We start from the raw sequence: 25,494 nt of genomic DNA on the forward strand, positions 1-25,494 counted from the left end.
AGTGGAATTTCCTCCGGGAAGAGAAATATGAATTGGCGAATCCTGAACGAACCTCAACGACTGCAGCAAAGGATTTACCGCCTGATCGACGGGCTCTGCGAGCCGCACCGCCAACTTGACGCCCTGTACCCCAGCCTCGAGGCCGCAATCGAGGATGCCATCGGCTGGCTGCAGCAGAGCAGCATTAATCCCCTCGAGCATCCGGTAGGAGTCGAGGTCGCCACGGGCACCGGGGATTGGCGCACGCTGCGCTCCCCAGAACCCTTGCTGTGCCGCTCGGCTGTGCATCAGTAGGGGCAGCCCCAAGGCGGCGGATGAGCAGAGATCCCTACAGCGGACGCGTGAAGCCCGGGGACTACCACTGTCCCTACTGCGCCCCTCGGCCAACGCGAGCTGTCCAGGGGCCCAACGGACAGCCCCATTGCGCCTATTGCGGTGATCCTCTCCACAGGGAACCCCATGGCCGGGGTCGGCAGCTCGCTGCCGTTCTGGTGATCAGTGGCTTCCTGGCCCCTCTACTCAGCCTCCTCTGGCTGGCTCTACAACCAACGCAACCGCCCCGACGTCCTCAGCCCGCAGAACGCGTTGCCCTGATCTGGGTGGCTGAGAGCCAGGCACCGGACGCGTCGTAGCGACGGATCAAGCGCTGCATGCTGTTGGGCGTTGGCATCCAACCAGCCTCAAGCTGAAAGGCAGCGCGATGGCTGACCTGGACGGGACGCAGGTTGAAGCCGGCATCCGGGAGCAACTGCAGCTGCAGCTCCTGCTCGCCGCCAGCGGTTCCGAGGCAGGGACCCTGCAGGACACCGCTGATCTCGTGTTCCTGGGGACCGATCTGGGTGCGGAGCGAAAACCCCTGGGCACCCTCTTGGCTGATCTGGAAGGAGGTCTGATCAAGGCTGGGTTCCGGCCAGTCGGCACTGATGGTGGAAGCCTGACCGCTCCATTGGCCGGCCAGGCGATCGAGGCTCGCGGAGGGTTGCTCTTCTCCGTGGCCGCCCGAGCGGAATTCGCGGATCAGAACCAACTTGCTAAAGCGACCGTCATTGCCGTGCAGTTGCACCAAACGGTGGCGCCGGTCGCCATCCACAAAGCCGAACTCCCCACCAAATTCGGCACCTGGGGACACCTGCAACGTGCCCTTGCAGAACGTCCCGTTCTCGAAAAACACGACCTGTTTGCCGAGGTTTCGGTAGTCCTGCGCTATCTCATGGATAGGGACACCGTCGTAACCCTCCGGGCCAAAGCGGCGCAGGCTGAAGCGCACTAAACGCTCCTCCTCTCCTTCCTCCAACCGCAAAATCGATGGGGTCGTGTCGGCGATCGATCCATCGGCGGCTAAGCCGCAAAACGTCCCTCGCCACTCGCCCAGGTTGCGTAGGAAGTTGTCCCACTGACTGGACATGAGCTCAGGCGTAACGCGAGTCGGAAGCTAGAGGCTGAGCATCGAGGTCGTGAGCAGCAGATCCAGGGGGGTCGGTTTCCTGCCCACCGCTGCCCCTTGGCGTCAGCCCCTCGCTAGGGAGATTCTGGTGATCACGTTGTGATCAGAGCCGTGGTGCTTCAGGCGGAACAGGGTCAAATCCAGATCCATACCGAGAACATCTTTCCGATCATCAAAAAGGCCGTCTACAGCGGCCACGAGGTGTTCCTGCGGGAACTGGTCAGCAATGGCGTCGATGCCATCAGCAAGCGCCGCATGGCGTCCATGGCTGGCGACTGCAGCGAGGGAGCGGAGGGGAAGATCAGCATCCGCATCGACCGCGAAGCCAAGACCCTCACCATTTCCGACAACGGCATCGGCATGACCGCCGATGAGGTCAAGCGCTACATCAACCAGGTGGCCTTCTCGAGCGCCGAGGACTTTCTCGAGAAGTACAAGCAAGAGTCCGACGCGATCATTGGCCACTTCGGACTGGGCTTCTACAGCAGCTTCATGGTCGCCAAGCAGGTGGAGCTGGTGACCCGCTCCGCCCGGGGAGAGTCCGAGGCCGTTCGCTGGAGCTGTGATGGCTCCCCGAACTTCAGCCTTGAAGCAGCCGAGCGCTCCGAGCCCGGCACGGACGTGATCCTCCATCTGATGGAGGAAGAGGAGGAATACATCGAGCCGGCTCGGATCCGGACGCTGATCACCACCTACTGCGACTTCATGCCAGTGGAGGTGCAGCTTGAAGGCGAGACCGTCAACAAACGCGAAGCCCCCTGGCGCAAGAGCCCTCGCGAGCTCAGCGATGAGGACTACATCGAGCTCTATCGCTATCTCTACCCCTTCCAGGGGGACCCCCTGCTCTGGGTGCACCTCAACACCGACTACCCCTACAACCTGCAGGGGATTCTTTATTTCCCCAAATCCACCGGCCGTGCGGACTGGGAAAAGGGCGAGATCAAGCTCTACTGCAACCAGGTCTTCGTCAGCGATTCGATCAAGGAGGTCGTCCCCCGCTACCTCCTGCCCCTGCGAGGTGTCATCGACTCACCGGACATTCCGCTGAACGTCAGCCGATCGGCTCTGCAAACCGACCGGCGGGTGCGCTCCATCGGCAACTTCGTCGCCAAGAAGGTCGGTGACCGCCTGAAGGAACTCCACCGGGACGAACCCAAGCGTTACGCCGAGATCTGGGAATCGCTGGCCCCCTTCATCAAGATCGGTGCCATGGAAGACGAGAAGTTCGCCGATCAGGTGGCCGAGCTCGTTCTCTTTGGCACCACCGCCGCTGCGGCCGAGGGAGACAACGCTGATCCGATCGCAGCTGAGGGGGGTAAGGCCTTCACGACCCTGGGGGGCTACCGCTCACGCCTTGGCAGCGACAACGACAAGCGCATCCTCTATTGCACCGATGAGGCCGGTCAGGCCGGCGCCCTCGCCCTCTGGAAGAGCCAGGGAGCTGAGGTGCTGTTGGCCGACACCTTCATCGACACCCAATTCATTCCCTGGCTGGAATACCGCCATGAGGAACTGAAGTTCCAGCGGGTCGACAGCGAACTGGATGACTCGCTTCAGGAGAAGGACAACGAGATCAGCGACGCCGAGGGCAAGGACAGCTCAGAGAAGTTGAGGGACCTCTTCAAGGCAGCGCTCTCCAACGACAAGGTCACGGTCCAGGTCCAGGCCCTCAAGGGTGAGAACGCCCCTGCGGCCCTGATTCTTCTGCCTGAGCAGATGCGCCGGATGAATGACATGGGCGCCTTGATGGAGCAGCGCCTCCCCGGTCTGCCAGACCATCACGTGCTGCTGGTCAACCGCAAGCACCGTCTGGTCGAGGGATTGATCAAGCTCTCGGCCGGTTCGGTCATCACCGGAGCGGGCTCCAGTCCTAGCCAGGCTTTGGCCGACAACCTCAGCCGCCATCTCTATGAAATGGCGCGACTGGCCGTCGGCGGACTCGAGCCCAATGAACTCGCCGGGTTCCAGCAACGCAGCTGCGATCTGATGGGGCAGCTGATGGAGCGCGGTCTCTAGGACGCCTGCCCTCTTGAGAGGCCCTTGGGTTTGACATCCCTTGGGCTCTAGGGGATGGTGGAGATTGCCTGTCTGGGCTGGCTAACCCTTCGCAGCCCAGGGCCGACCCTGCAAATGGCACGGCCTGATGGACAGGTGATCCCTGCTGCTTCCGCATGCCGAGCTCCTTCGTCCTCGTCTATCACCGTTCCCCTTTTGACGAGGTGATCGAAGCGGACGGAACCAGGCAGTGGCGAGACCAGAAGAGCCCCAACGGCATCATCCCAACCCTCCGCAATCTGTTCCGCTCCCATCCTTCAGGCACCTGGATTGCCTGGCGAGAGAACGAGGATCCAGCGGCCGAAGATGAAACGCTGACGATCGAGGAGCCGATTGCCATTCGGCTCAGGCGGATTCCGCTGCGTCAGGAGCAGATCGGCAGTTTTTATCACGTCACATCCAAGGAATCGATCTGGCCGATCCTGCACAGCTTTCCCAGCTTTTTTGAGGTCAATAACGCGGACTGGCAGACCTTCAGGGAGGTCAATCAACGCTTTGCGGAGGCGGCCTGCAATGAAGCGGCCCCTGGGGCTTCCATTTGGATTCACGACTACAACCTCTGGCTAGCGCCAGGGTTCATCCGGGCCCTGCGCCCCGACGTCAAGATCAGCTTTTTCCATCACACGCCCTTCCCCAGCAGTGATGTCTTCAGCATCCTGCCTTGGAGGGAGGAGATCGTCGAAAGCCTGCTCTGCTGCGACGCTGTGGGCTTCCATATCCCGCGCTACGCCGAAAATTTCGCACGGGCGGCGTCCAGCTTGCTGCCGGTCAAGAAGGGACCGAAAGCGTTGATTGCCGACCATTTCATGCCCTGCGGCAGCGCCCTGGCCCAACCCGATGCAACCCCCTGGCTGGAGCACAACGGCCACCGCGTCAAGCTCGTGGCAACACCGGTCGGCACCAGTCCGGATGTGATTCGCTCCATCCGAGACTCCAAGCCAGTTCAAGATCTGATCAAGGAGATCGAAAGCAATACCAAACGCGGCCGCACGCTGATCCTTTCAGCGAGTCGCGTCGACTACACCAAGGGCAACGAAGAGCTCCTGCGGACATTTGAACGGCTCCTGGAGCGCAACGAGGCCATCCATGGCCAAGTGGTTTTGGTCTTGGCCTGTGTGGCAGCCAACACCGGCATGAAGGTCTATGAGGACACCCAACGGGGCATTGAAGAAACGGTCGGTCGCATCAACGGTCGTTTCAGCAAGATCGATTGGGTGCCCATCCGGTTGACCACCCAACGCATTCCCTATGAGGAAATGGTGGCCTGGTTTGCCGCATCGGACATCTGCTGGATCACGCCGCTTCGCGATGGTCTGAACCTGGTGGCCAAGGAATATGCGGCGGCACGCAAGGGCCAGGGCGGAAGCCTGGTCCTCTCTGAGTTCACCGGCGCATCGGTGGTGATGAAGGGTGCGGTACTCACCAACCCCTACTCCCATCGACGCATGGATGAGGCCATCGACCTGGCGCTCAGCCTCTCGGGCGAGGAGCAACGGGAGCGGATGGCGTCCATGGCCGCCTCGGTGGACCAGCTCAGCGTCGACCACTGGGCCAAGGAACAACTCGAGGCCATTCAGTAGCAGCCATGGGACGGAGAGGTTGGCTGGTGGGACTGAGCTGTCTCTTGGGCAGCCTGCTCATCAGCCTTGTGCTCTTGGCCCAACCCCGCAAAGAGCCGGTTTCGATCCTGATGCCGGCTCCCTTCGCGGATGCCACGGTTGAACTTGTCGAGGCCTTCAACCGCGAGCACCCCAACATTGACTTGACGGTGACCCGGGGACCCCTGGAAACAGAGGCCGTCTCAGACCTGGCCATCAGCAGCCTCTTGCTTGGCAACAGTCCCTACGACGTCCTCCTCATGGACGTCACCTGGACGCCGAAATACGCCAAGGCCGGCTGGCTCGAACCCCTCGATGGCTGGCTCGGAGACGATGCCCTGAGCGATCTCGCCCCAGGAGCTGAGCTTGGCAATGCCTTTGATGGCCACCTCTGGCGCTTCCCCCTGGTGGCTGACATGGGTCTGCTGTTCTGGCGCACCGACCTCATGGACGCACCTCCCAGAACACCCGCCGAGCTGGAAGCCATTAGCGCCTCACTGCAACAAGAAGGTCGGGTGCGCTGGGGCTATGTCTGGCAAGGCCGCCAATACGAGGGACTGAGCTGCACCTATCTGGAGGTTCTCCGTGGTTTTGGCGGGCGCTGGCTCCGTGACGGCTCACCTGCACTCGACAGCCCGGAGGCGATTGCAGCCAGCCAATGGCTCCGCAGCCTCGTCAATCGCGGGGTCACACCTCCCTCGGTGGCCAACATGGCCGAACCAGAAGCACTTCAGGCCTTTGAAAGTGGCGACGCCGCCTTCATGCGCAACTGGCCCTATGCCTGGGCCGAACTGAACAAGCCGGGCTCAATGCTGGCCGGAAAGGTCGGGATCACCACCATGGTGAGCCTGCCCGGTGAACCCCACGTGGCGACCCAGGGCAGCTGGGGGCTGGCCGTGCTCTCGGGTTCGAACCACAAGCAAGCGGCCGTTGAAGCCCTGCAGTTTTTGACCAGCACAGCAGCCCAAAAAGAGCTCAACCTGAATTGGGGGTATACGCCGACGCGCCTGAGTGTCTTTGAAGACCCTGAGCTAATCAGCGCCAATCCAGTCCTGCCGGAGTTGCAAGCGGCCCTGGCTGCTGCGGTGCTCAGGCCGGTGACCCCGATCTACGCCCAGCTCAGTGACCTGCTCTACCGCGAGGTCAACACGGTGATCGCTGGGGAGATTGCTGCCGCACCAGCCATGGAGACCCTGCAGCGCAACAGCGTTCAACTGGAGCGCTCCACGGGAGGAGTGCAGTAAATGTTCCGCTCACGCCAACAGCTGTGGCTGATGCTTCCGGCCCTGGCCGCGCTAACGCTGATCTTCGTCCTGCCCATCGCTCACTACCTCTGGTTGAGCGTTCACACCCAGACGGTGTTGACCGAGTTGAAGCCCATCCCGGCAGGGGCTGCCCAATGGATCCGGCTCTGGAACGACAGTCGCTTTTGGCAGGACGCCTGGCAGACCCTTCGCTTTGCGGGGTTCTCCGTGACGACGGAAATGGTCCTGGGGCTCGCCATCGCCCTGCTGCTGAACCAGCCCCTACGCGGCAAGAGCAGCTTGCGGCTGATCAGCCTCCTGCCCTGGGCGCTGCCGACAACTGTTATGGCCCTGGGCTGGCGCTGGATCTTTAACGATCCCTATGGCCCGATCAACCAAGCCCTGCATTGGATCGGAGTGGCTCCCGTCGCCTTTCTGGCCAACCCCTCCATCACCTGGATGGCGACGGTCTGGGCTGACACCTGGAAGACCACTCCGTTCGTGGCGTTACTTCTATTGGCCGGTCTGCAGAACATTCCGCGTGATCTCTATGAGGCGGCGCAATTAGAGGGGGCGTCGGCCTGGCAGTCCCTCTGGCGGATCACCATTCCGCTGTTGACCCCCTATCTACTCATCGCCCTGGTCTTCCGCTTGGCCCAGGCGCTGGGGGTCTTTGATCTGGTGCAAGTACTGACCGGTGGTGGCCCCGCAGGCAGTACGGAAAGCCTCGCCCTCTACGCCTATCTCAATGCGATGCGCTTCCTGGACTTTGGCTACAGCGCCACCGTGATGCTGGGTGCCTTTGCGGGACTGATTGTGCTCTGCTCTGGCCTGGCGGGTCTCTGGTGGTTCACAAGCAGCCGCCTATCGATCAAGGGAGGGGAGCCCTAATGGCACGCCTGGTCCTCCTGGTCTGGAGCCTCGGGCCGATGCTCTGGCAGCTCTACACCTCCTTCAGGCCAAGCGCAGCCCTAACCGGGGCTGGCGGTGGCGGCTGGACCCTCGCGCACTACCAGCAGCTCCTCAACGGAAATCCACCGTTTCTGACCTATCTGCTCAACAGCGCGATCGTCGGCTTCAGCAGCACGTTGTTGACCCTGCTCTTGGCCATCCCCTGCGCCTACGCCCTCAGCCGGATGCAGGCCCACCGGGCTCGCCATATCAGCGTCTTGGTGGCGGCTGCCGCTGCCTTCCCCGCGGTACTGCTGTTTTTAGCCCTACTGCAGGTGGCGCGCGACTTTCATCTGGCGAACAACCTTCTGGCCCTGAGCCTTCCCTACGCCGGCCTGTGTTTGCCGCTGGCCATCCTTCTGCTGCAGGCCGCTTTCCGCGATATCCCTGTGGAGTTAGAGGAGGCGGCCCTGATGGAGGGCATGAACCTTTGGCAGCGCCTGCGCTGGGTGCTTCTGCCTCTGATGGCTCCGGCCATCTCCTCGGCAGCACTGTTGATCTTCATCTTCTGCTGGAACGAGTATCCGATCGCCCTGACCTGGTTGAGTCAGTCCGACCTGCTCACCCTCGCCCCAGCGATTGCGCGTATCGCCGGCTCCTCGATTTTCACCGTTCCCTATGGAGCCTTTGCAGCCGCCACCGTTCTAGGTAGCGCGCCATTGCTGCTGATCATGTTGCTGTTCCAACGGCAGATCATCAGTGGCCTCACCCAAGGGGCCATCAAGGGCTAGCCCTGACCAATCACGATCGCTTCACCGCTTGATGACCGCCTCCAGCTCTGCTCGCACAGGTCTTGTTCTCAACCAGCTCTCTCGCAGGGTGGGACAGCAGACCCTGCTGCAGAACCTCAACCTGGAGGTGGCTCCCGGGGAAATTCTGGCTCTGCTGGGGCCCAGTGGTTGCGGGAAAAGCACCACCCTGCGTTGTATCGCAGGCCTCGATCAGGTCAGCAGCGGCAGGATTGAACTGGCTGGAGAGACCATCACAGCCCTTCCACCGGCTCAGCGGAACGTGGCGATGGTGTTCCAGAGCTACGCCCTCTATCCCCACCTCAGCGTGGCTAAAAACCTCAGCCTGGGACTGGAACTCAGGCGAGTTCCCCGTGCGGAGATCGACGGAGAGGTCCAGCGGGTCTTGGCCCTGCTCCAACTCGATGGCTGCCGGGATCGAAAGCCAGCCGAACTCTCCGGAGGACAGCGCCAGCGGGTCGCCCTCGCTCGGGCGCTCCTACGCAAGCCCGCCCTGTTTCTGCTGGACGAGCCCATGAGCAACCTCGATGCCCAGCTCAGGGAAGAGCTGCGCGGCGAACTGCGCGGGATCTTGCACAGCACTGGAGCGCCGGTGGTTTACGTCACCCATGACCAACACGAAGCGATGGGCCTGGCGGACCGCATCGCGGTTCTGAAGGCGGGGGATCTGCAGCAGGTGGGATCAGCCACAGAGCTCTACCAAGACCCAGAGAACCAATTCGTCGCCAGTTTTCTGGGGAGCCCTTCGATCAACCTCTTGCCGCTTCACCCCGGTGAACTCGTCGGTCTGCGGCCCGAGCATTTAGCGGTGGCTGAGGCCGGGGCCCCACAGGACGAACAGGAGGTCGCCGTGGAGGCGCAACGGCAGCATTTGGAGTGGCTTGGCGATCGCGTCATCAGCCACTGGAGAGTGCGGGACACCAGTGTGAAGGTGCTCTCCGATGCCCAAAGCGTCAGCGCGAAGCTGGCGCAAGCCAACGATCGGCCCCTTCAGCTGCGCTGGAGGCGGGAACATGAACTCCACTTCGAGCAGGCCACTGGCCGCCGAATCCGCTGATCGGAACTAGTCCTCCCAGACCGTTTCGATCACATTCATGGCCTGCAGATAAGCAGGGATGTCATCAGCGCTGGCGGACTCATCGTCCACAAAGCTGTCGCCACCGCCCGAACGGCGAGCCAAGTCCGCGACAACTGCACTTACCACGACATCCATTGCCGCTGAGTTGTCGAGATTTTGAAGCGCCTCCGCATAGCGCCTGCTGTGGGTGGGACGCACAGACTCTTGGCAGTAGTTGCTGAGTTCACGGCTCTCGGTCATCACCGAGAAGGCCGATTGTTTGGAGTTTTGCCGGCCAAAGATGGCCATGTAGAGCAGGTTGATCAGCGAGGCGTCATGCAACGGAATGCCGTACTGGCGGACGATCTGGGGCCAGTAGCGCAGGGAGCGCAGGCCCTCGAGTCCCCCTTTGGACAACCCCGCGTCTTCGCACCAGGACTCGAATTCTTCGAGATTCGCCGGGCAGCGACCGCACTCACGCATGCGATTCGCGAGCACGGCCCCCGCCTGGAAATTGCGCGTCGGACTGCCGGCGGTGGGCAGCATCATGCTGCCGCGCACATCGGCAACCATCGCCGTCAACTGCGAGAACGTGTGATCGCGGACCTTCTCCATGTCACCATCGCGGACTAGGGCGGCCTCAATCCTCTGGACGCCATAACCCAATTCCGTCAGGGCAATCGGCTGGCGGTGGTAGAGCCGTTGTCGGTCGGTTCGCGCCATCGAGACGGTGGCCGCTTGATCGAGACACTGCTCCAGCAGCAGGGTCAAGAGGGTCGGAAGAACGCCTGGGTTGTCCCTGTGGAAGGTGTAACCAAAGCCCGCAAAAATCGAGGCCATGTTTTTTGCGGCCTTGATGTATTGCCCTTCGATGTTGTGCACCCCAGCAGAAACCTGAAGGTTGGGGGAAAGGCGATCCAGTAGTCGCGCCCCCAGCAGGGCCGTCAGGGCATTGGGATGGCAGAAATTTGCCGTGAAGCTATCCAGGGGATTGCGCAGGGCTCCATGGCGATGGAAGCCGGTGAAGAAGGCCAAGTTGGGTGCTTTTTGGCACAGCACATAGGCCTCATTGGAGATCGGATCGTGGGTAAACGAACCGGCCAGACAGGCCAGGACAACATGCTCCCGCCCCAACTCTTCGCGCAGCCTGAGGGCCTCCTGGAGGTCCTCCTCGATGTGGTTGCTGTTGGCGCTGAGAACGACTAATTCACAGTTCTTGAGCAAATAGCCCAGGTCGTTGGGCTTCAGCTGGCCTGCCTGCCCGTGGGTGCCCATCCGCTCCATGGTGGCGCGGTGCTCCGGGTCCATCCCTGAAAGCTCCTCGCTCTTGAAGGCTCCGAGAATTTGACGGCCGGGACGCGCGGCCAGAAGCAACCGCGAGCCATCGGTTTGCATCGCGCAGTTGTAGGCCAGCGAAGCGGGATACAAGCCAACGCTGTAGAAGCCGACCTTTCCCTCCTCCAGCGCCAGCAGGCGGCGACGGATCCGTTCAGGGTCCAGGTTGGATTCGAAAAAACCGTTCTGCAAGATCACATCGGGGCCTTCCCCCATCCTTACGGGCCAGAGGGACCCATGGGAGGGTGGAACCCGTTCGACGAGGAACCGATGGCGCGTCTCTCCCTGATCGAACTGAAGCAGCAGATCAGCGCCGACCCGAACGTACTGATCATTCAGGATCTCGACGGTGTCTGTATGCCGCTGGTGCGCGATCCGTTAACCCGGGTCCTACCGGTGGCGTACATCCAGGCAGTCGCCAAGCTGGGGCATCGATTTCGCGTCCTCACCAACGGCGAGCACAGCAGCACCCGCGGCGTGAATCGACTCGTTGAAAGCGCCCTAGCGCCAGGACGAGATCCGGCCGCTGAGGGTTTGTATCTTCCAGGCTTGGCGGCGGGCGGGGTGCAATCCCAAACCCGCCATGGCTTGATCAGCCATCCGGGAGTCACGCCAGCGGAACTCCAGTTTCTGAAGGCCGTCCCCACGCTGCTCAACCGAAGGGTGGGGCAGATCATTCGCCAGATCACTCCGGATGCCAAAGAGGAAGAACAGGAGCGTCTTGCCCAGGCCGCCGTGCTGGATAACGAACTCTCGCCAACACTGAACCTCAATGTTCTTTTTGCTGGCCTGTGCCCGGAAGTCGAAGAACAACGTCAGTTACAGCGGCTCAGCCTCGGATTGCTCCAGAACATCGAGAAGCAAGCGCAGGAGCAGGGGCTGGCCGATTCGTTTTTCGTGCACCTGGCACCCAACCTGGGCCAGCACAAGGGACAAGAACAACTGAAGTGGGCCAGCCCTGAGCACCGCGGGACCAGCGACTTCCAATTCATGCTCCGCGGCGCTGTCAAGGAAGCGGGCCTCTTGGTGCTCCTCAACCAGCACATCGAACGGACCACGGGCAAAGCTCCCCTCGGCGCGGACTTCAACGTGCGCTCCGCCCCAAGAACAGCGGAGGGGCTGCTGGCGTTGGCAGAGGACTGCATCGCCCCAGAAAGCATGCCCACGTTGATCGGCATTGCCGACACGATCACGTCTGAGTGGGTCGTGGAGGGCGACCAAGCCGGTTGGCGCCGTGGGGGCAGCGACCGTGGCTTTTTGACGTTGTTGCAGCAGATCGGACAGACCTTTGAAACCCCTAATCGAGTGGTCTTGATCGACAGCAGTGGAGGGGAACTGGATCGCCCCAGCCTCCAAGATCCAGAGCTCAAAGGTCTGAGTGATCCGGAGGATCCCTTGCGGCTGGATGTGCTTGTTCCGGGGGGGCCAGAGGCCTATGTGGAGTGGTTTGTTGATTTGGCAGACAACGTCTTTTAAAACGTTGGGCTGACAGCGGCAGCAGAACGGCCTATCCAAGGAGGTAGTCGCCGTTTGTTCCGATGCCAGAGGGGGCCAGCAGGACACAAACCTGGCCTCCAGCTCCGGGACAACATCCCTGGTGGGATGGAGCGGTGATCTACCAGCTGATCCCCCGTTGCTACAGCGATTCCGATGGGGATGGCATCGGTGATTTCGGGGGCCTAACCAAGCGTCTGGGCTATCTGCGTTGGCTCGGGGTGGATGCGATCTGGATGACCCCGATCTATCCCTCGCCGCTCAGGGACGGTGGCTACGACATCACAGACTTCACCGACATCCACCCGGAGCTCGGGGATCTCGATGCCTTTCACCGCCTGATCGAAGCGGCCCATGCCCATGGGATCCGGGTGGTGATCGACCTGGTGTTGAACCACACCAGTCAGTTGCATCCCTGGTTTCAACGGGCCCGCTTTGCGGAGCGGGGCAGTCCAGACCGTGACTTTTATGTCTGGAGGGATGACCCGGACGGCTATAGCGATGCCCCAGTCCTCTTTCGACACTTCGAGGACTCCAATTGGTCCTGGGATCCGATAGCGCAGCAGTACTACCTGCATCGCTTTCTGCATCACCAACCTGATCTCAACTACGACAACCCAGCCGTCCAGGAGGCGGTACTCCAGGTCGTTGATTTCTGGTTGGCACGCGGCATTGATGGATTTCGCCTCGACGCCATTCCGTTTTTGTTTGAGCGCGAGGGGACCCGGTGTGAAGGACTACCGGAAACCCATGCCTTCTTGAAGACCCTGCGTCAACGCGTCGATGCCTTTTGCGAGGCCAACCCCGGTCGAGACGTTCTGCTCCTGGCAGAAGCGATTCAGCCGGTCAAAGAAGCCATGCCCTACCTGGAGGATGGAGAGCTGCACGCGGCCTTCAACTTTGCCTTGACGGCCCATCTCTTCGCCTCGGTCGCCCATGGGGAGACCAAGGCCCTGAATCGCTTCCTTCAGGAGATCAGCAGCCTGGACTGCGGCCGCAGTTGGGCTCTACCGCTGCGAAATCACGATGAGCTCTGGCTGGGCGATGGCCACCTGGTGCCTGACGAGGTCATTCACTGGGTGCGTCATGGTCTGCCTGCTGCCCATGGCCATTGGCTGAACTGGGGAATCAATCGACGACTGGCACCGCTCTTAAACGGAGATCCCAGACCCAACATGGCCCTTCATGCCCTGCTTTACAGCTTGCCGGGCATGCCCTGCGTCTATTACGGCGATGAACTCGGGATGGGGGATTGGCCGGGACTGAGGGACCGTGACCCCAACCGAACGCCCATGGCCTGGAGCCCGGATCGCAATGGCGGTTTTTCCAGTGCTCCAGATCCCCTGCTGGTGCTGCCGCCCATCACCGCACCTGGATACGACTACCGCGTGATCAATGTTGAAGTTCAAAAGTCTCTAAAGGGGTCGCTTTTGAACTGGCATCGGCATATGCTGGTCAGCCGAAAACTGCTGCCTGCTCTGAAGCACGGCGACTTTGAACCCCTGCCGAGCCATCACCCGAGCGTCGTCAGCTTCATTCGCCGCTGCGAAGCCATGACCGTGCTCGTTGCGGTCAATCTCAGTGGTACGGGCGCATCCACCGAAATCGATCTGAGCCGATGGGAAGGAGAGCGGATTCGGGAGCTGCTCTGGGGCTGTGAATTCCCAGAGGCCAGCTCCGAATGGTTTGTCTACCTCCAGGCCTATGGCTTTGGCTGGTGGCTGATCGGCGACATGGAACTGGCGAGCAACAGCGACTCGGCCGCTGGAGTCAGTCGCTCCGCTTCCGCCTGATCCAAAAAGCCAATGCGACTGCGCCGCTGCAGCAGATCATCTGCCGAGCGGGCCCACTCCAAGCGGATGTTGTAGCGCCACTCCGCCAGGCAAACGGGAACCACGCTGCTGAGCGGTTTCCGCTCAGACAGCTCCATGGCCTCGTTCAGGACCGCCTCTGCTCGAAGGCCATAACTGGAGATGAGGTGGTCAATTTGCCGGGCCTGGAGTTCGCCGTCCGGCAGTAGACCCTTTAAGTGCTGAGCGAGCTGGGCGAGCTCAGCGTCGGTTTGCTCGGGGGACTGAGCGGCTCCAAGCAGGGGCAGGGGCTCAGGGGCCGGGAGGGTTCGATTCAACTGTTGGGCGATGGCCTGGAGGGCATCGACCGCCAACACCCGGCAGGTGGTCCACTTGCCCCCAAGCAAGCTGATCAGCCCACAATCGAGCTGTTCGACTTCGTGCTCGCGAACCACCTTGCTGCTGCCGCGCTCAGAGTCCGGCTGAATCAGAGGGCGACCGCCGGCCCAGCGGCTGGACACCGAGAAGCTGGGTTGCCCTGGGAACCACTGGCGTAGGTGATCCAACAAGAACGCCACCTCCGCATCGGAGACGGAGGTGGCTTCATCGACTGGACAAGGTGAATCGGTGGTCCCAACCAGTGTTCTGCCTTGGAAGGGGAGCACGAACATCACGCGGCCATCGCTGGTTTTAGGGATCAGCAGGCCGACGCCCTCTGGACACAACGGCTCGCTGAGCACAAGGTGCACCCCCCGGCTGACCAGAAGGCGTGGACTGCACTGCGGGTCGGCCAGAAGCCTCAAACTGTCGGCCTGGATGCCTGTGGCATTGACCACACAGCGGGCTGACCAGTGCTTCAGCGCACCATCGGCCTGACGCGCTGTGACACCTGTGAGCTGGCCCTGCTCCTGCTCGAAACCAACGACCGTGCAGTCCCGCTGAACCACGGCTCCGGCCGCCTCAGCCGTGAGCAAGAGCAACAGATTCAGGCGCGCATCATCAAATTGACCATCGCTATAGAGAACGGCCCCATGGCGCTCGGGGGCCAGGCCCGGCAGGGAGCATTGCAGTTGCTGGCGGTTGATGCCACGACTGGGCTCGAGGCCGGCCGCTCCCGCGAGGAGGTCATACATCCCCAGCCCCATCCGGTAATAAGCCTGCTCAATGGGCCCCTGGGTCGGTAGGGCAATGCGCAGGGGTTGGGCCAAAAAAGGAGCCTGATCAATCCAGTACTGGCGCTCCGCCAGGGCCTCCCGCACCAATTTCAGTTGGGCGGCATCCAGCTGCTTGAAGGCCAGCTCCAGGTAGCGAACGCCGCCATGGAGCAACTTCGTGCTCCGGGAACTGGTGCCCTGGCCTGGATCACCCGCCTCCAGTAACGCCACCCGCAATCCGCGGCGAACGGCCTCGTAGGCCAGGGAGGCTCCACTGCTCCCCCCACCAATGATCAACAGATCAAACGGTTGCATCGCCATGCCACTCCAAACAACGTTCAACCGCCTGGTCCCAGCGGCGTAACCAGCGCTCCCGTTGCGCCTCCGTTTGCTGAGGGCTCACCTGGGTCGAGGAAGCCCTCACCGAGCTGGCAATGGCCTCGAGATCGTCGACCACTCCAACGGCCTCACCGGCCATCAGGGCCACCCCCAAGGCGGTGGACTCCAAATTGGCCGGACGCACCACCTCAACGCCGGCGCTGTCGGCCTGGGCCTGAAGCAGGACAGCGGAGGCCGCCGCCCCGCCATCAACGGCGATGGTGCGCAGGGGAGCGCCAAGGGCCTCGGCCGCACCGCGCAGCAGTCCGGTGACGGCTAAGGCAATCCCCTCGAGGGCAGCCCGGGCGATCTGCGGTGCTCCGGTGTCACGGGTCATGCCGATCAACAACCCTCTGGCATTGGGGTCCCAATGGGGAGAGCCCCAGCCGGTGAAGGCCGGCACGAGCATCAGCTCGCCCGCACTGGCCACCTTGGAGGCCAACCCGTCGACCTCGGCGGACTCACGAATGATCCCGAGGCCATCGCGCAGCCACTGGATGACCGTTCCTGCATTGAACAAGCTGCCTTCAATGCAGTAGGTCGTGCTGCCGTCGGCGTTGCTCCAACCCACGGTGCTCAGCAGGCCACCAGCGGCGCGCTGAGGTTGCTGCCCGCAATTCACGACCAGAAAGGCACCGGTTCCGTAGGTGCACTTGGCCTGGCCGGGTTGCCTGCAGAACTGGCCATAGCTGGCGGCCTGTTGATCACCGAGCATCGCCGTGATCGGCACACCGGCAAAGGGAAGGCCCTCAGCGATCACCCCAAACGAGCTGCGGGTGGGTCGTAAGTCGGGCAACGCCTTCAGGCTCAGACCAACGCGTTCAACCGCCTCCGGCAGCCAACAGAGCTGCTCCAGGTCCAGCAGCAGCGTGCGACTGGCATTGCTGATGTCTGTGGCGTGCTGCGCTCCGCGGGTCAGCTGCCAGAGCAACCAGCTATCGACAGTGCCAAAACAGAGGTCATCGCCAGCCAGGGCCTGCCGGGCCTCGGGATAGGCCTGCAGCATCCAAGCGATCTTGCTGGCGCTGAAATAAGGATCCAGAACCAGTCCCGTCTGGCGCTGCCACTGATCCGCCGCCGCCTGGCGCTTCCAATCCCCGCAGATCGATGCGGTCCGACGGTCCTGCCAGACCAGCGACGGGCCGAAGGGTTGGCCGGTGCTGCGTCGCCAGAGGGTGGTGGTTTCGCGCTGATTGGTGATGCCGCAGGCCCTGACTGCTGCTCGTTGCCCTGGACTGAGGCGCTGCTCCAGTAGGGCCATCGCCTCCAGCTGGCTCTGCCAGATCGCGGATGCGTCCTGCTCGACCCAACCATCATCTGGGTAGTGGATGGCAAGCGGCACCTGGGCCGAGGCCACCGACTCGCCGTTGGAGGACACCAGAACGGCGCGAGAACTGCTGGTGCCCTGGTCGAGAGCTAACAGATAGGACTCAGACACAGGCAAAAGGGTTTCCCCACTCTTACGGGCTTCAAGCGGATCTGTCAGGGGCTTGACGCAGCACGAGACAGTGGAACCAGCTCAAACGTCGCGTCTGCCGATGACCTCGCTCTGGAGTACTGCGCCGGCACTGGCGGCCCTACTCGGCGGTGGGTTGCTGTCCCTTCTGGCAGCAAGGATCTTTGGGATCTTCTTCGGTCGTCTGACACGGCGAACGCGAAGCGAAACCGATGACTTCATCGTTCAAGTCATCACGGACACGATCCCAATCCTTGGCTGGGTCATCAGCGCCAGTTGGGCTTGGTGGCTGCTGCCGACCTCTCCCGAGGCGGATCGGGTGGTCTTCACCATCTCGAAACTCATCCTGGTGGTGTTCCTGGTGCGGCTGGTCAACCGCATCAGCCTGCGGTTGCTGCAACGCTCCGCGGCCCACAGCGGAGATCCAGCGGTCGGCAACATGCTCCGCGCCCTCGCGCCGATGTTGCGGGCGTTGGTCTGGTGCGTCGGCGCTGTCCTCTATCTGCAGAACATCGGTGTCCAGATGGCTGCGATCTGGGCTCTGCTGAGCGCCGGTGGCATCGGGGCAGGCTTGGCCTTAAAGCAGCCGGTCTCTGAATTCTTCGAATACATCACAATCCTTCTCGACAAGCCCTTCCAACCCGGTCAATTCATCCAAGTCGGAGAGGTCTGGGGAACGGTGGAGCGGGTGGGGGTGCGTTCGACCCGTCTGCGCAGCATCAACGGCGAAGCGATCGTCATGAGCAACAGCGCCCTGACCAGCTCAGTGGTGGCGAACTATGGGGAGATGCAAGAGCGGCGGCTGATCTATCGGCTGGGGGTGACCTACGACACCAGCCACGCCGTACTGGAACGGATCCCTGGCCTGTTGAAAGCCATTGTTGAGCAGGGGGGCGATGCCCGCTTTGACCGGGCCCATTTCGTGGCCTTCAACAGCAGCAGCCTTGATTTTGAGTTGGTCTATTTCGTTCCTTCGAACGACTACGTCCAGGCGATGGAAGCCCAGCAACGGATCAACCTGGCGATCGTCCAACGCTTCGCCCAGGAGGGCATTGAGTTCGCCTTCCCGACGCAAACCTTGCACCTGCACAACTGCACTGAGGCCTTGGGTTCTGGGGTGTGACCCGACTTGCTATGGTGGGTGCTTGGGCAATTTGCCCGAAGTTGTGTTTTTAGAAGATCGGTCATGTCCCGGGTCTGCCAACTCACCGGCAAGCGCGCCAACAACGGCATGGCCGTCTCCCACTCGCACATCCGCACGAAGAAGCTCCAGCAGGTGAACCTGCAAGAGCGCCGTCTGTGGTGGGCTGAAGGCAACCGTTACGTGAAACTGCGGGTCTCCACCCGTGCCCTGAAGACCATTCAAAAGAAGGGCCTGGGCGCCTACGCCAAGCAGCTGGGCATCAACCTGGCCAAGATCTGAGCTTCAATCCTGGGAGTTCTCCCAGGATCAAGTTGAACCGCCGCAACCTGCTTGTTTCGTTTGGTGCTGCGGCCTTAGGCCTGCTGGGACTCCCCCGGCAGGCCTTTTCGATGGGAGGGACCCTGCCCGATCTCGATCAACCGGCCCCTGGCTTTGGGCTCTCCGGCGTGGTTCCAGGCGAGGGGGGGGCCGTCGAAGCCGTACGCAGCCTGAGCGATTTCAAAGGGAGCTGGGTGGTGCTCTACTTCTATCCCCGAGATTTCACGGAGGGGTGCACCTTGGAAGCCAAGGGCTTTCAACGGGATCTGCAGCTGTTCCATGCCCGCAATGCCGAAGTGGTCGGAATCAGTGCAGACGACACGGACTCCCACAAAGAGTTCTGCGGAAGCGAGGCGTTGACCTACCCGCTACTCTCTGATCCCGGAGGAGAAACCAGCAAGCGCTACGGCAGCTGGATCCCGCCCTTCTCCCAACGTCACACCTTTTTGATTGACCCAGAAGGGGTTCTTAAAGAGCGCTGGTTAGGGGTACGGCCCCTAGGCCACAGCCAGGAGATCCTGAAGCGGCTGGATGAGCTACAGGCCTAAGGCTGCGCGCTGCTCCAGCAGCCTCAGGTGGGCTTGACCTGCAGGGAGGCTGTCGCAGAACAGGCAGTTGTCCTCAAATCGCACTTGATAAAGCTCGCCTTCGCTGGAGCGCAGCTGATAGATCACTCCCCCTTGGGGATCGACCAGCACAGGGACCTGGGCCATGGGTCTTCAGGAGCAACGAGCAGAGGCTGGCTCGGCGATTGAACCCTTGCCATAGGTGCATCAACTCATCATCCGTAGCGACCACTACAGGTGATGCGGGTGGCCACGAACCGGGGTGGACTTTGGTAGCGAAAGAAACCTGAAGGGGTCTGACTGCTCTGCATGCTTGCCCCAATTCCACTCGAGCAATGTTTACCGAGTACAGGCCAAAGAAGGGATATGACGAATACTTCAGTGCCGCCGAAGGCCCTCGCTCCGGCCTCAAGCCCCTGGTGAACTCCCTGGGTGCACTCGGGATCGAGAAACTCAACCGCAATCACGCCGCCGCTGGAGTCCTACTGAAGCGACTCGGGGCCACCTTCAGGCTGAATGATTCGGGCGGACGCGTGGGGGAACGGATCCTTCCATTCGACCCGCTGCCACGCTTGATTCGCTCGAAGGAGTGGGAGCGTCTAGAGCGAGGACTGTCCCAGCGCCTAGAGGCGATTGATCAATTTCTGGGTGACATCTACGGCGAGCAACGCATCATCCGAGATGGGGTTATTCCGCGGGAGCACGTGGAAAGTTCCCTGGGGTGGAGGCGCGAGCTTCAAGGGTTCAAGCCCCCCTTGGGCAAATGGTGTCAAATCTCCGGGCTTGATCTGATCCGTGATGGAGAAGGAACCTGGCGCGTCCTGGAGGACAACCTGAGATGTCCTTCTGGTGTCGCCTATTTCCTGGAGAACAGGAGGGTGATGAAACGGATGTTCCCGAGCCTGTTTAGTGGCCGGATCGTCCAGCCGATTGATCGCTACCCCTCCCAGCTGCTGCAGACCCTGAGGGAGCTGGCGCCCTGGACCGACTCCCCCCGGGTCGTCCTCCTGACCCCCGGGGTGTTCAACAGCGCCTATTTCGAACACAGCTATCTGGCTCAACAGATGGGCATTCCCCTCGTCGAGGGCCGGGACTTGGCCTGTGAAGACGGACGGGTTTGGATGCGCACGACCCGTGGATTGGAGACCGTCGATGTGATCTACCGGCGCATTGATGATGACTTCCTCGATCCCGCCGTCTTCCGCAGCGATTCAATGCTGGGGGTCCGCGGACTGATGGAGGTCTATGCCCAGGGACGGGTGGCGATTGCCAACGCTCCTGGAACTGGAATTGCCGACGACAAGCTGATCTACGCCTATGTGCCGGAGATGGTGCGCTACTACCTCGGGGAGGAAGCCATCATCCAAAACGTCCCCACCTACCTCTGCTCTAAAGCTGAAGATCGGTCCTATGTACTAAGCCATCTACGGGAGCTGGTGGTGAAAGCCGTCTCGGAAGCTGGAGGCTATGGGATGTTGATCGGACCCCATGCCAGTGACGAGGAGATCCAAGACTTCGCCACGAAGATCGAGGCCAATCCGCGCAACTTCATTGCCCAACCCACCCTGGAGCTCTCCACCGTCCCCTCCCTTAGTGACGGCGAGCTCTACCCCTGCCATGTGGATCTGCGGCCCTACATCCTGCGGGGCAAAACCACCTGGGTCACACCAGGCGGGTTAACCCGCGTGGCCCTCAAGCGGGGATCACTGGTGGTGAATTCCTCCCAGGGCGGCGGCTGCAAGGACACCTGGATCGTGGAGGACGCCCCATGCTGAGCCGCGTCGCGGATTCCCTCTATTGGATCAACCGCTATGTGGAGCGGGCCGAGAACATCTCGCGCTTTGTCGAGGTCAGTGCTGCCATGGCGCTGGACTGCCCCCCTGGTAGCGCAGAGCCCTGGCAACCACTGATCGATGCCAGTGGTCATCGCTCTCTGTTTGATGCGCTCTACCCCGGTGGAGGTGAACAGCAGGTTCTTGAATTTCTCATCCGCGCTGAGGCCAACCCCAACAGCATCGTCAACTGCATCGCGCTGGCCAGGGAAAACGCCAGGCAGATCCGGGATGTCATCACCAGTGAGATGTGGGAGCAGCTCAATGGTCTCTACTGGACCCTGGTCGAGAACGACGGGTTTTGGGAGGAGCCAACCCCAGAGCAGCTCAGGGAGATCCGGCGTGGCTGCCAATTGTTTTACGGAATTACCGATGCCACCCTCAGTCGGGATCTTTCCTGGCAGTTCAGCCGACTCGGTCGGCTGATTGAGAGGGCGGATAAGACCACTCGCATCCTTGATGTGAAGTACTTCCTTTTGCTCCCGAGCCCTGATGACGTCGGCGGGGTACTCGACGAGTTGCAGTGGATGTCTCTACTGCGCAGTGCTGGCGCTTATCAGATGTTCAGGCAATCCAACGTTGGGGTGATTTCACCGGAAGCGGTGGCGTCCTTCCTGCTGCTCAATCCCCTCTTCCCGAGGTCGGTGCGCTACTGCCTCGAGCGGATCCATGAGACGCTTCAGGTGATCGGGCGCGATGCCGCCGCCGGGACGCCCGACGACCTCGAGTGCATGGTGGGTCTGACGCAGGCCCGCTGGAGTTTCAGCAAAATTGAAACGCTGATCGCCGGTGGTCTCCATGAGGCGATTGATGGCCTTCAGCAGGACCTCAACCAGCTGCACAATCTGATTCACGCTCGCTACTTCGTGCTTCCGGGCGGACTGAGCCCCGAAGACACAACAGTGATCCCCGTGAGCTCCACCTCCCTGTCCACCACCGCTTCCGGTCAAGACCTGGCATGCGCGCCCGCTTAATTCATCGCTTCGACTACCGCTACAGCCAGCCCGTGCTACTGGGACCCCATCGTTTTTGCCTGCGGCCCAGGCCCCATGGGTTTCAGCGTCTGATCGATTTCAAACTGAGCATCGAGCCTGAGCCGAGCCAGCTCTATGAGCTGATGGCAGCAGGTGGCGACACCATCACCCGGGCACGGTTTCTCCAGGAAACCGATTGTTTTCAGGTGGTGGCCACGAGCGAGGTTGAGACGTTCACACCACCCCTGATCGAAGCCTGCCTGGACGAAACGATGTTGAACCTGCCGCTCGCCATCGGCAGGCTGAATCCCGATCTCATGAGCAACCTCCAAGGCTGGTTGCCCAACGGTCAACATGATGCCGCCGCTGTCGATCTGGCCCAAGAAGCCCTCACAGGCAGTGATGGCAGCTGCCTGAGCTTTTTGCAGCAGCTGATCGAGATCATTCAGGACCGCGTCAAATACACCGAGCGCCATCAAGGCCCCGCTTGGCCTGCGGGCCGGACACTGAAGGAGCGGATCGGCTCCTGCCGTGATCTCGCCATGCTGATGATCGAGTGCTGCCGCAGCGTTGGACTTCCAGCCCGGTTTGTCAGTGGCTATCACCTTGTGGAGCCCAAACCTGAGCGCTACGACCTGCACGCCTGGACCGAGGTCTACCTCCAGGGAGCAGGCTGGCGAGGGTTCGATGCCAGTGGCAAGGGGGCGGTGGATGATCGCTATATCCCAGTGGTGACCTCTTCGAAATCAGATCTCACGGCGGCCGTCAGCGGCACGTTTTCAGGTCCGACGGGGGTTCAAAGCACGCTGAATTGGGAGATCCAGGCCGAAATCCTCTGCTCGGCCCAGTCCCGTTGAACGCCTACCAGCTGACGCCATGCAACTTGGGCAACGGCGCTGAGCGAAAGGTGGTCGCAAACAGACGAGGAATGAGTCGACTGTTGTAGACGCGAAACTCGCGGGCAACGCTGGCTCCCGGATCACGGATTGCCTGATTCAGCACGACCGATCCCTCCTCATCCGAGATCGAACGGTGGAAGGTCCCGGGCGGAATCCGGAGAATGTCACCACCGGTTTCAAGACGAACAATGTGATACGGATAATTCCAGCCGAAGTTCACCAAATAGAACAGGCGACCCCCGGTTAGAGCGAGCAGATTGTCCTCTTGATGGGGGTGGAGATAGAACTGCCAGGCTCCCGTATTGGGCTCATCCGGTGGACTAACGGCCGGCCCGCTATGGATGACCAAATCCCGCGCGTTGGAGTTGTCGACGGTGATATCGAAGAAACGAACCGCAGGGGTATCGCGGAACTTCTCGTAGGGGATCAGCTCAAACATCTGAGCTTGGGTGGCTGTTCCTGACGACATGCTGCGTCCGTGGGATAGCCCAATGAACCGCACTCCCTGGTCTCCAGGGCGTGTACAGCACTACGCAATTCAGGATTAGCGCCTATGCGTCAGCCCTCGAGCTGGCGCCCACGCCAGGTCCAACCACGTCCGGTGGTCGTCTTCCAAATACTGGCGGGCACGATGGCCGCAATCAGCAACGCCCCAAGCCAACTCAACCACCAGAATTTGATCGGTGTGCCAAAGCGCCAGGCACTCCACAGACGGATCGCCAAGACCAGGGCGATGGAGCAGCCCACAGCCCAAATCGCCATTTGCTCAATCGGACCGCCAAGCCATCCCTGCAGCAACAGAGCAACGGCGCTGAACCAGGGAGCGGCAAACAGCAGCAACACCACAGCGACACTGCCAACGGCTTTGAACCAGTTGCGATCAACCCCCAGAAACCAGTTTTTGGTCCAGCCTTCCCACAGCGCTGCCAAGGAGCGATACATCTGCAGGTCGACAAGATCAACGCCAAGCAGATAGCGCAGACTAAGGCCGGCCTGCTTGACCGCTCGGGCCAGGGCCAGATCTTCGACCACCTCAGCGGCAACAGCGCGATGGCCTCCAATCGCCCGATAGCTGGAATGGCGAAAGAGCATGAAGGGACCAGCAGCAAACGCCGTTGGATCGTTGGGGTCGTTGCTGCGCCGAATCGGAAAACCCAAGCCCAACAGGGTGGCCACAATCGGCTGCACCAACCATTCCGCAAGACAACTGCACTGCAGCCGGGGAGCCAGGGTCAACAGATCGCTGCTTTGACTGCAGGCCTCTTGAAGGGCAGCCTCAATCACCCCGGGCTGCAGGCGCACATCGGCATCGAGAAACAGCAACCATTGCCGCGATGCCGTTCCATCGGGCCAGGGCAGCTCCGAACCGATGGTTGCTGGCCAATTCTTGCCGGACCAGCGCTCACCACTGGGGCGCGCTCCGGCCTGCACAATCCGCCAGTGGAGATCAGAACGGCTGCAGCTCGTGCGGCACAGCTCAGCTAAGGCCTGGGTGTCATCGCTTGAGGCGTCATCAATCACGACGAGTTCGATCGGCCAGTCAGGCGGGCAGGCCGCAACGATCGCCCCAAGGCATCCCTCGATGTTGTCGTGCTCGTTGTACGCGGGCACGAGAATCCGCAGCCACCCGCAGTCTTCGGGGCACTGCTGCGAATCCGTCTTGGTCAGCCTTGGGGCACGGCCCAGTTGCAGCTCCAAAGCCAGCAGGAGTACAAACAAGCAGAGACAGCTCGCAGCCGCCAGATCCAGAATCAGCGACATAGGGCGGCACGCAGGATGCGTCGATGCAGCTCCACCGTCGAGCGGATCGAGGCGATCACCCTGCTCGCCGGAGGACCATCCAAGCTGCTGCGCCAAAGCGTCAAGCACTCCTCAGCAGTCCGGCCGCGCTGGCGCAAGTCCAAAGCCTCAGACTGGAGTTGATCAGCGCAGGCCTGGACCTTGGGGTCGTAGCTCAGGGCGCTGACCGGAGCACCGGAGAGGGCCGCCAGAATCAAGGCATGCAGGCGCATCGCCAGAACCAGACCAGAGGAGCGAAACACGGCCATCGCCTCCCTGGGATGGCTCGCGCTGAGTTGGCGACTGCGCCTCGATAAGCTCTCGGGCATCAACCCCTCCCGGCGGAATTGCTCCAACAGATCAGCGTCCTGGTTGCGATGGAAAGGAAGCCACAGCACCTCGCGGTCTGCCTCTGTGGATAACTGGTCCAGAGCCTGGAGATAAGGACTCCAATCACTGCCCTGGAGCAAGGGCGTTGGCCGCCAGCAGACCACGATTGGTCCACCACGGCCGAGCCACTGCTGCTGCGGCAACATCCAAACCGCATCCGCAGCGTGCTCGCCGTCGCACCCCAGACGGCGAGCCAAGGTCGCCGATTCAGGATCACGCCAACTCACGGCAGTCGTCATCTGGAGCAGCAGACGCACCAGGGCCCGCGTTCGCTTGCGTTGAAGTGGACCGAGTCCCTGGGCCCAGAGCACCACCGCCTTGCCCTGGAATCGGGCGGCGGTAATCAAGCTGGCGTAGTAGATCAGGCTTTTAAAACTGGTGCTGTCCTGCAGCAGGCTTCCGCCGCCCAAGACCAGGGCATCGCAGGCTCTCAAACAGGAAAGAACGGCCTTGAGGTCACGGCGCTGCACCGTCTCAACGCCGTGCAACTGCCGCACCTGGTCCTGGTCAAACGCCGTGACGACAGGCGTCCAAGCTTCAGGCAGCTCCCCAAGGACAGCCTGCAACAGGGCGTCATCGCCAAGGTTGTGTTCGCCGTAGTAGCCGCAGAGCAGAACGGACTGAGGCACACCACTGCATAGCGCGATCACCAGCTTCGCATCGCCTGAAGGACTAGGCGGCTGCGATCAGGCGCTGCCTCAGCAGCGGTAATTCTTGGTCAATCCGTTCACGGGCGTGATCCAGGGAGGTGCAGGTCCCGAGGGACAGACCGCTTCGGTGCTGAATCGCGTAGCAACGGGTGTGATCGGCTTGATCCATCAGAGCAATCCGGCAGCCCCGATGGATCCAGGCTGGTGACGGCTGCGACTCCACCTTCAAGCACCGCT

General features: G+C 61.6%; 24 protein-coding genes. 15 read left to right on the forward strand and 9 right to left on the reverse strand.

Going from position 1 to position 25,494, the window contains the following annotated elements:
- Positions 1–27 precede the first annotated feature (27 nt).
- On the forward strand, positions 28–294 hold the full coding sequence (locus tag LY254_RS01960) for a hypothetical protein (protein ID WP_247478527.1): 267 nt from the start codon (positions 28–30) through the stop codon (positions 292–294).
- Positions 295–568: 274 nt separating this feature from the next.
- On the opposite strand, the gene LY254_RS01965 is transcribed toward LY254_RS01960, so the two are convergent.
- Entirely contained in the window at positions 569–1,405 is an 837-nt protein-coding gene (locus LY254_RS01965) for a DUF3598 family protein (protein ID WP_247478528.1), read from the reverse strand.
- A 153-nt stretch (positions 1,406–1,558) separates the two neighbouring features.
- Here LY254_RS01965 and htpG point away from each other — a divergent pair, with 153 nt between their 5' ends.
- From htpG to LY254_RS01995, 6 genes are all read left to right on the forward strand, one after another.
- Positions 1,559–3,460, forward strand: a complete 1,902-nt coding sequence (gene htpG, locus LY254_RS01970; RefSeq protein ID WP_371820531.1) for a molecular chaperone HtpG — start codon at positions 1,559–1,561, stop codon at positions 3,458–3,460.
- 155 nt (positions 3,461–3,615) lie between these two features.
- Complete coding sequence (ggpS, locus tag LY254_RS01975; protein WP_247478530.1) at positions 3,616–5,079, forward strand: glucosylglycerol-phosphate synthase; 1,464 nt, start codon at positions 3,616–3,618, stop codon at positions 5,077–5,079.
- Positions 5,080–5,084: 5 nt separating this feature from the next.
- On the forward strand, positions 5,085–6,341 hold the full coding sequence (locus LY254_RS01980; protein WP_247478532.1) for an ABC transporter substrate-binding protein: 1,257 nt from the start codon (positions 5,085–5,087) through the stop codon (positions 6,339–6,341).
- Positions 6,342–7,232, forward strand: coding sequence for a carbohydrate ABC transporter permease (locus LY254_RS01985; protein WP_247478534.1), 891 nt, complete (start codon positions 6,342–6,344; stop codon positions 7,230–7,232).
- Positions 7,232–8,023, forward strand: a complete 792-nt coding sequence (locus LY254_RS01990; protein ID WP_247478536.1) for a carbohydrate ABC transporter permease — start codon at positions 7,232–7,234, stop codon at positions 8,021–8,023. Before LY254_RS01985 ends, LY254_RS01990 begins: the two co-directional genes overlap by 1 nt.
- A 31-nt stretch (positions 8,024–8,054) precedes the next feature.
- Positions 8,055–9,098: an ABC transporter ATP-binding protein gene (locus LY254_RS01995; protein ID WP_247478538.1), complete on the forward strand. Its 1,044-nt coding sequence runs from the start codon at positions 8,055–8,057 to the stop codon at positions 9,096–9,098.
- Positions 9,099–9,104: 6 nt separating this feature from the next.
- Here LY254_RS01995 and LY254_RS02000 read toward each other — a convergent pair whose 3' ends face one another.
- Positions 9,105–10,649 carry a hypothetical protein gene (locus LY254_RS02000; RefSeq protein WP_247478540.1) on the reverse strand — a complete coding sequence of 515 codons (1,545 nt, stop codon included), beginning with the start codon at positions 10,647–10,649 and terminating at the stop codon, positions 9,105–9,107.
- A gap of 54 nt (positions 10,650–10,703) precedes the next feature.
- On the opposite strand from LY254_RS02000, the gene stpA reads away from it, so the two are divergent.
- Positions 10,704–11,909: a glucosylglycerol 3-phosphatase gene (gene stpA / locus LY254_RS02005; RefSeq protein ID WP_247478541.1), complete on the forward strand. Its 1,206-nt coding sequence runs from the start codon at positions 10,704–10,706 to the stop codon at positions 11,907–11,909.
- A gap of 62 nt (positions 11,910–11,971) precedes the next feature.
- Entirely contained in the window at positions 11,972–13,720 is a 1,749-nt protein-coding gene (locus LY254_RS02010) for an alpha-amylase family glycosyl hydrolase (RefSeq protein ID WP_247478543.1), read from the forward strand.
- Here LY254_RS02010 and LY254_RS02015 read toward each other — a convergent pair.
- Both LY254_RS02015 and LY254_RS02020 read right to left on the reverse strand, forming a co-directional pair.
- Positions 13,630–15,192 carry an FAD-dependent oxidoreductase gene (locus LY254_RS02015; RefSeq protein WP_371820532.1) on the reverse strand — a complete coding sequence of 521 codons (1,563 nt, stop codon included), beginning with the start codon at positions 15,190–15,192 and terminating at the stop codon, positions 13,630–13,632. The two genes, LY254_RS02010 and LY254_RS02015, sit on opposite strands and share 91 nt — an antisense overlap.
- Positions 15,173–16,687 carry a glycerol kinase GlpK gene (locus tag LY254_RS02020; protein ID WP_247478550.1) on the reverse strand — a complete coding sequence of 505 codons (1,515 nt, stop codon included), beginning with the start codon at positions 16,685–16,687 and terminating at the stop codon, positions 15,173–15,175. The genes LY254_RS02015 and LY254_RS02020 overlap by 20 nt, the downstream gene beginning before the upstream one ends.
- 100 nt (positions 16,688–16,787) lie before the next feature.
- Here LY254_RS02020 and LY254_RS02025 point away from each other — a divergent pair, with 100 nt between their 5' ends.
- The 3 genes from LY254_RS02025 to LY254_RS02035 all read left to right on the forward strand — a co-directional run bounded on the left by LY254_RS02025 (position 16,788) and on the right by LY254_RS02035 (position 18,715).
- Positions 16,788–17,828 (forward strand): mechanosensitive ion channel family protein, encoded by a 1,041-nt coding sequence (locus tag LY254_RS02025; protein WP_247478551.1) that lies wholly within the window; start codon positions 16,788–16,790, stop codon positions 17,826–17,828.
- A 63-nt stretch (positions 17,829–17,891) separates the two neighbouring features.
- Positions 17,892–18,128, forward strand: coding sequence for a 50S ribosomal protein L28 (gene rpmB / locus LY254_RS02030; protein WP_010317109.1), 237 nt, complete (start codon positions 17,892–17,894; stop codon positions 18,126–18,128).
- 32 nt (positions 18,129–18,160) lie between these two features.
- Positions 18,161–18,715, forward strand: a complete 555-nt coding sequence (locus LY254_RS02035) for a peroxiredoxin (protein ID WP_371820488.1) — start codon at positions 18,161–18,163, stop codon at positions 18,713–18,715.
- On the opposite strand, the gene LY254_RS02040 is transcribed toward LY254_RS02035, so the two are convergent.
- Entirely contained in the window at positions 18,704–18,880 is a 177-nt protein-coding gene (locus LY254_RS02040; RefSeq protein WP_010317111.1) for a hypothetical protein, read from the reverse strand. The genes LY254_RS02035 and LY254_RS02040 overlap by 12 nt on opposite strands.
- Before the next feature lie 188 nt (positions 18,881–19,068).
- Here LY254_RS02040 and LY254_RS02045 point away from each other — a divergent pair, with 188 nt between their 5' ends.
- The 3 genes from LY254_RS02045 to LY254_RS02055 are packed head-to-tail and all read left to right on the forward strand — an operon-like array spanning position 19,069 to position 22,396.
- Positions 19,069–20,508, forward strand: a complete 1,440-nt coding sequence (locus LY254_RS02045; protein ID WP_247478553.1) for a circularly permuted type 2 ATP-grasp protein — start codon at positions 19,069–19,071, stop codon at positions 20,506–20,508.
- Complete coding sequence (locus LY254_RS02050) at positions 20,502–21,539, forward strand: alpha-E domain-containing protein (protein WP_247478555.1); 1,038 nt, start codon at positions 20,502–20,504, stop codon at positions 21,537–21,539. The genes LY254_RS02045 and LY254_RS02050 overlap by 7 nt, the downstream gene beginning before the upstream one ends.
- Positions 21,524–22,396 carry a transglutaminase family protein gene (locus tag LY254_RS02055; protein ID WP_247478557.1) on the forward strand — a complete coding sequence of 291 codons (873 nt, stop codon included), beginning with the start codon at positions 21,524–21,526 and terminating at the stop codon, positions 22,394–22,396. Before LY254_RS02050 ends, LY254_RS02055 begins: the two co-directional genes overlap by 16 nt.
- Before the next feature lie 4 nt (positions 22,397–22,400).
- Here the strand turns inward: LY254_RS02055 and LY254_RS02060 are convergent, their stop codons facing one another.
- The 4 genes from LY254_RS02060 to LY254_RS02075 all read right to left on the reverse strand — a co-directional run bounded on the left by LY254_RS02060 (position 22,401) and on the right by LY254_RS02075 (position 25,426).
- On the reverse strand, positions 22,401–22,877 hold the full coding sequence (locus LY254_RS02060; RefSeq protein WP_247478559.1) for a redox protein: 477 nt from the start codon (positions 22,875–22,877) through the stop codon (positions 22,401–22,403).
- A gap of 119 nt (positions 22,878–22,996) precedes the next feature.
- Positions 22,997–24,199: a glycosyltransferase family 2 protein gene (locus LY254_RS02065; protein WP_247478560.1), complete on the reverse strand. Its 1,203-nt coding sequence runs from the start codon at positions 24,197–24,199 to the stop codon at positions 22,997–22,999.
- A complete protein-coding gene (csaB, locus tag LY254_RS02070; RefSeq protein ID WP_247478562.1) occupies positions 24,190–25,257 on the reverse strand; it encodes a polysaccharide pyruvyl transferase CsaB in 1,068 nt (355 codons plus the stop codon). Before csaB ends, LY254_RS02065 begins: the two co-directional genes overlap by 10 nt.
- Before the next feature lie 22 nt (positions 25,258–25,279).
- Positions 25,280–25,426, reverse strand: a complete 147-nt coding sequence (locus tag LY254_RS02075; RefSeq protein WP_247478564.1) for a hypothetical protein — start codon at positions 25,424–25,426, stop codon at positions 25,280–25,282.
- Positions 25,427–25,494: the final 68 nt, after the last annotated feature.

The sequence above is a fragment of the Synechococcus sp. NB0720_010 genome, assembly GCF_023078835.1.
Taxonomy (GTDB): domain Bacteria; phylum Cyanobacteriota; class Cyanobacteriia; order PCC-6307; family Cyanobiaceae; genus Vulcanococcus.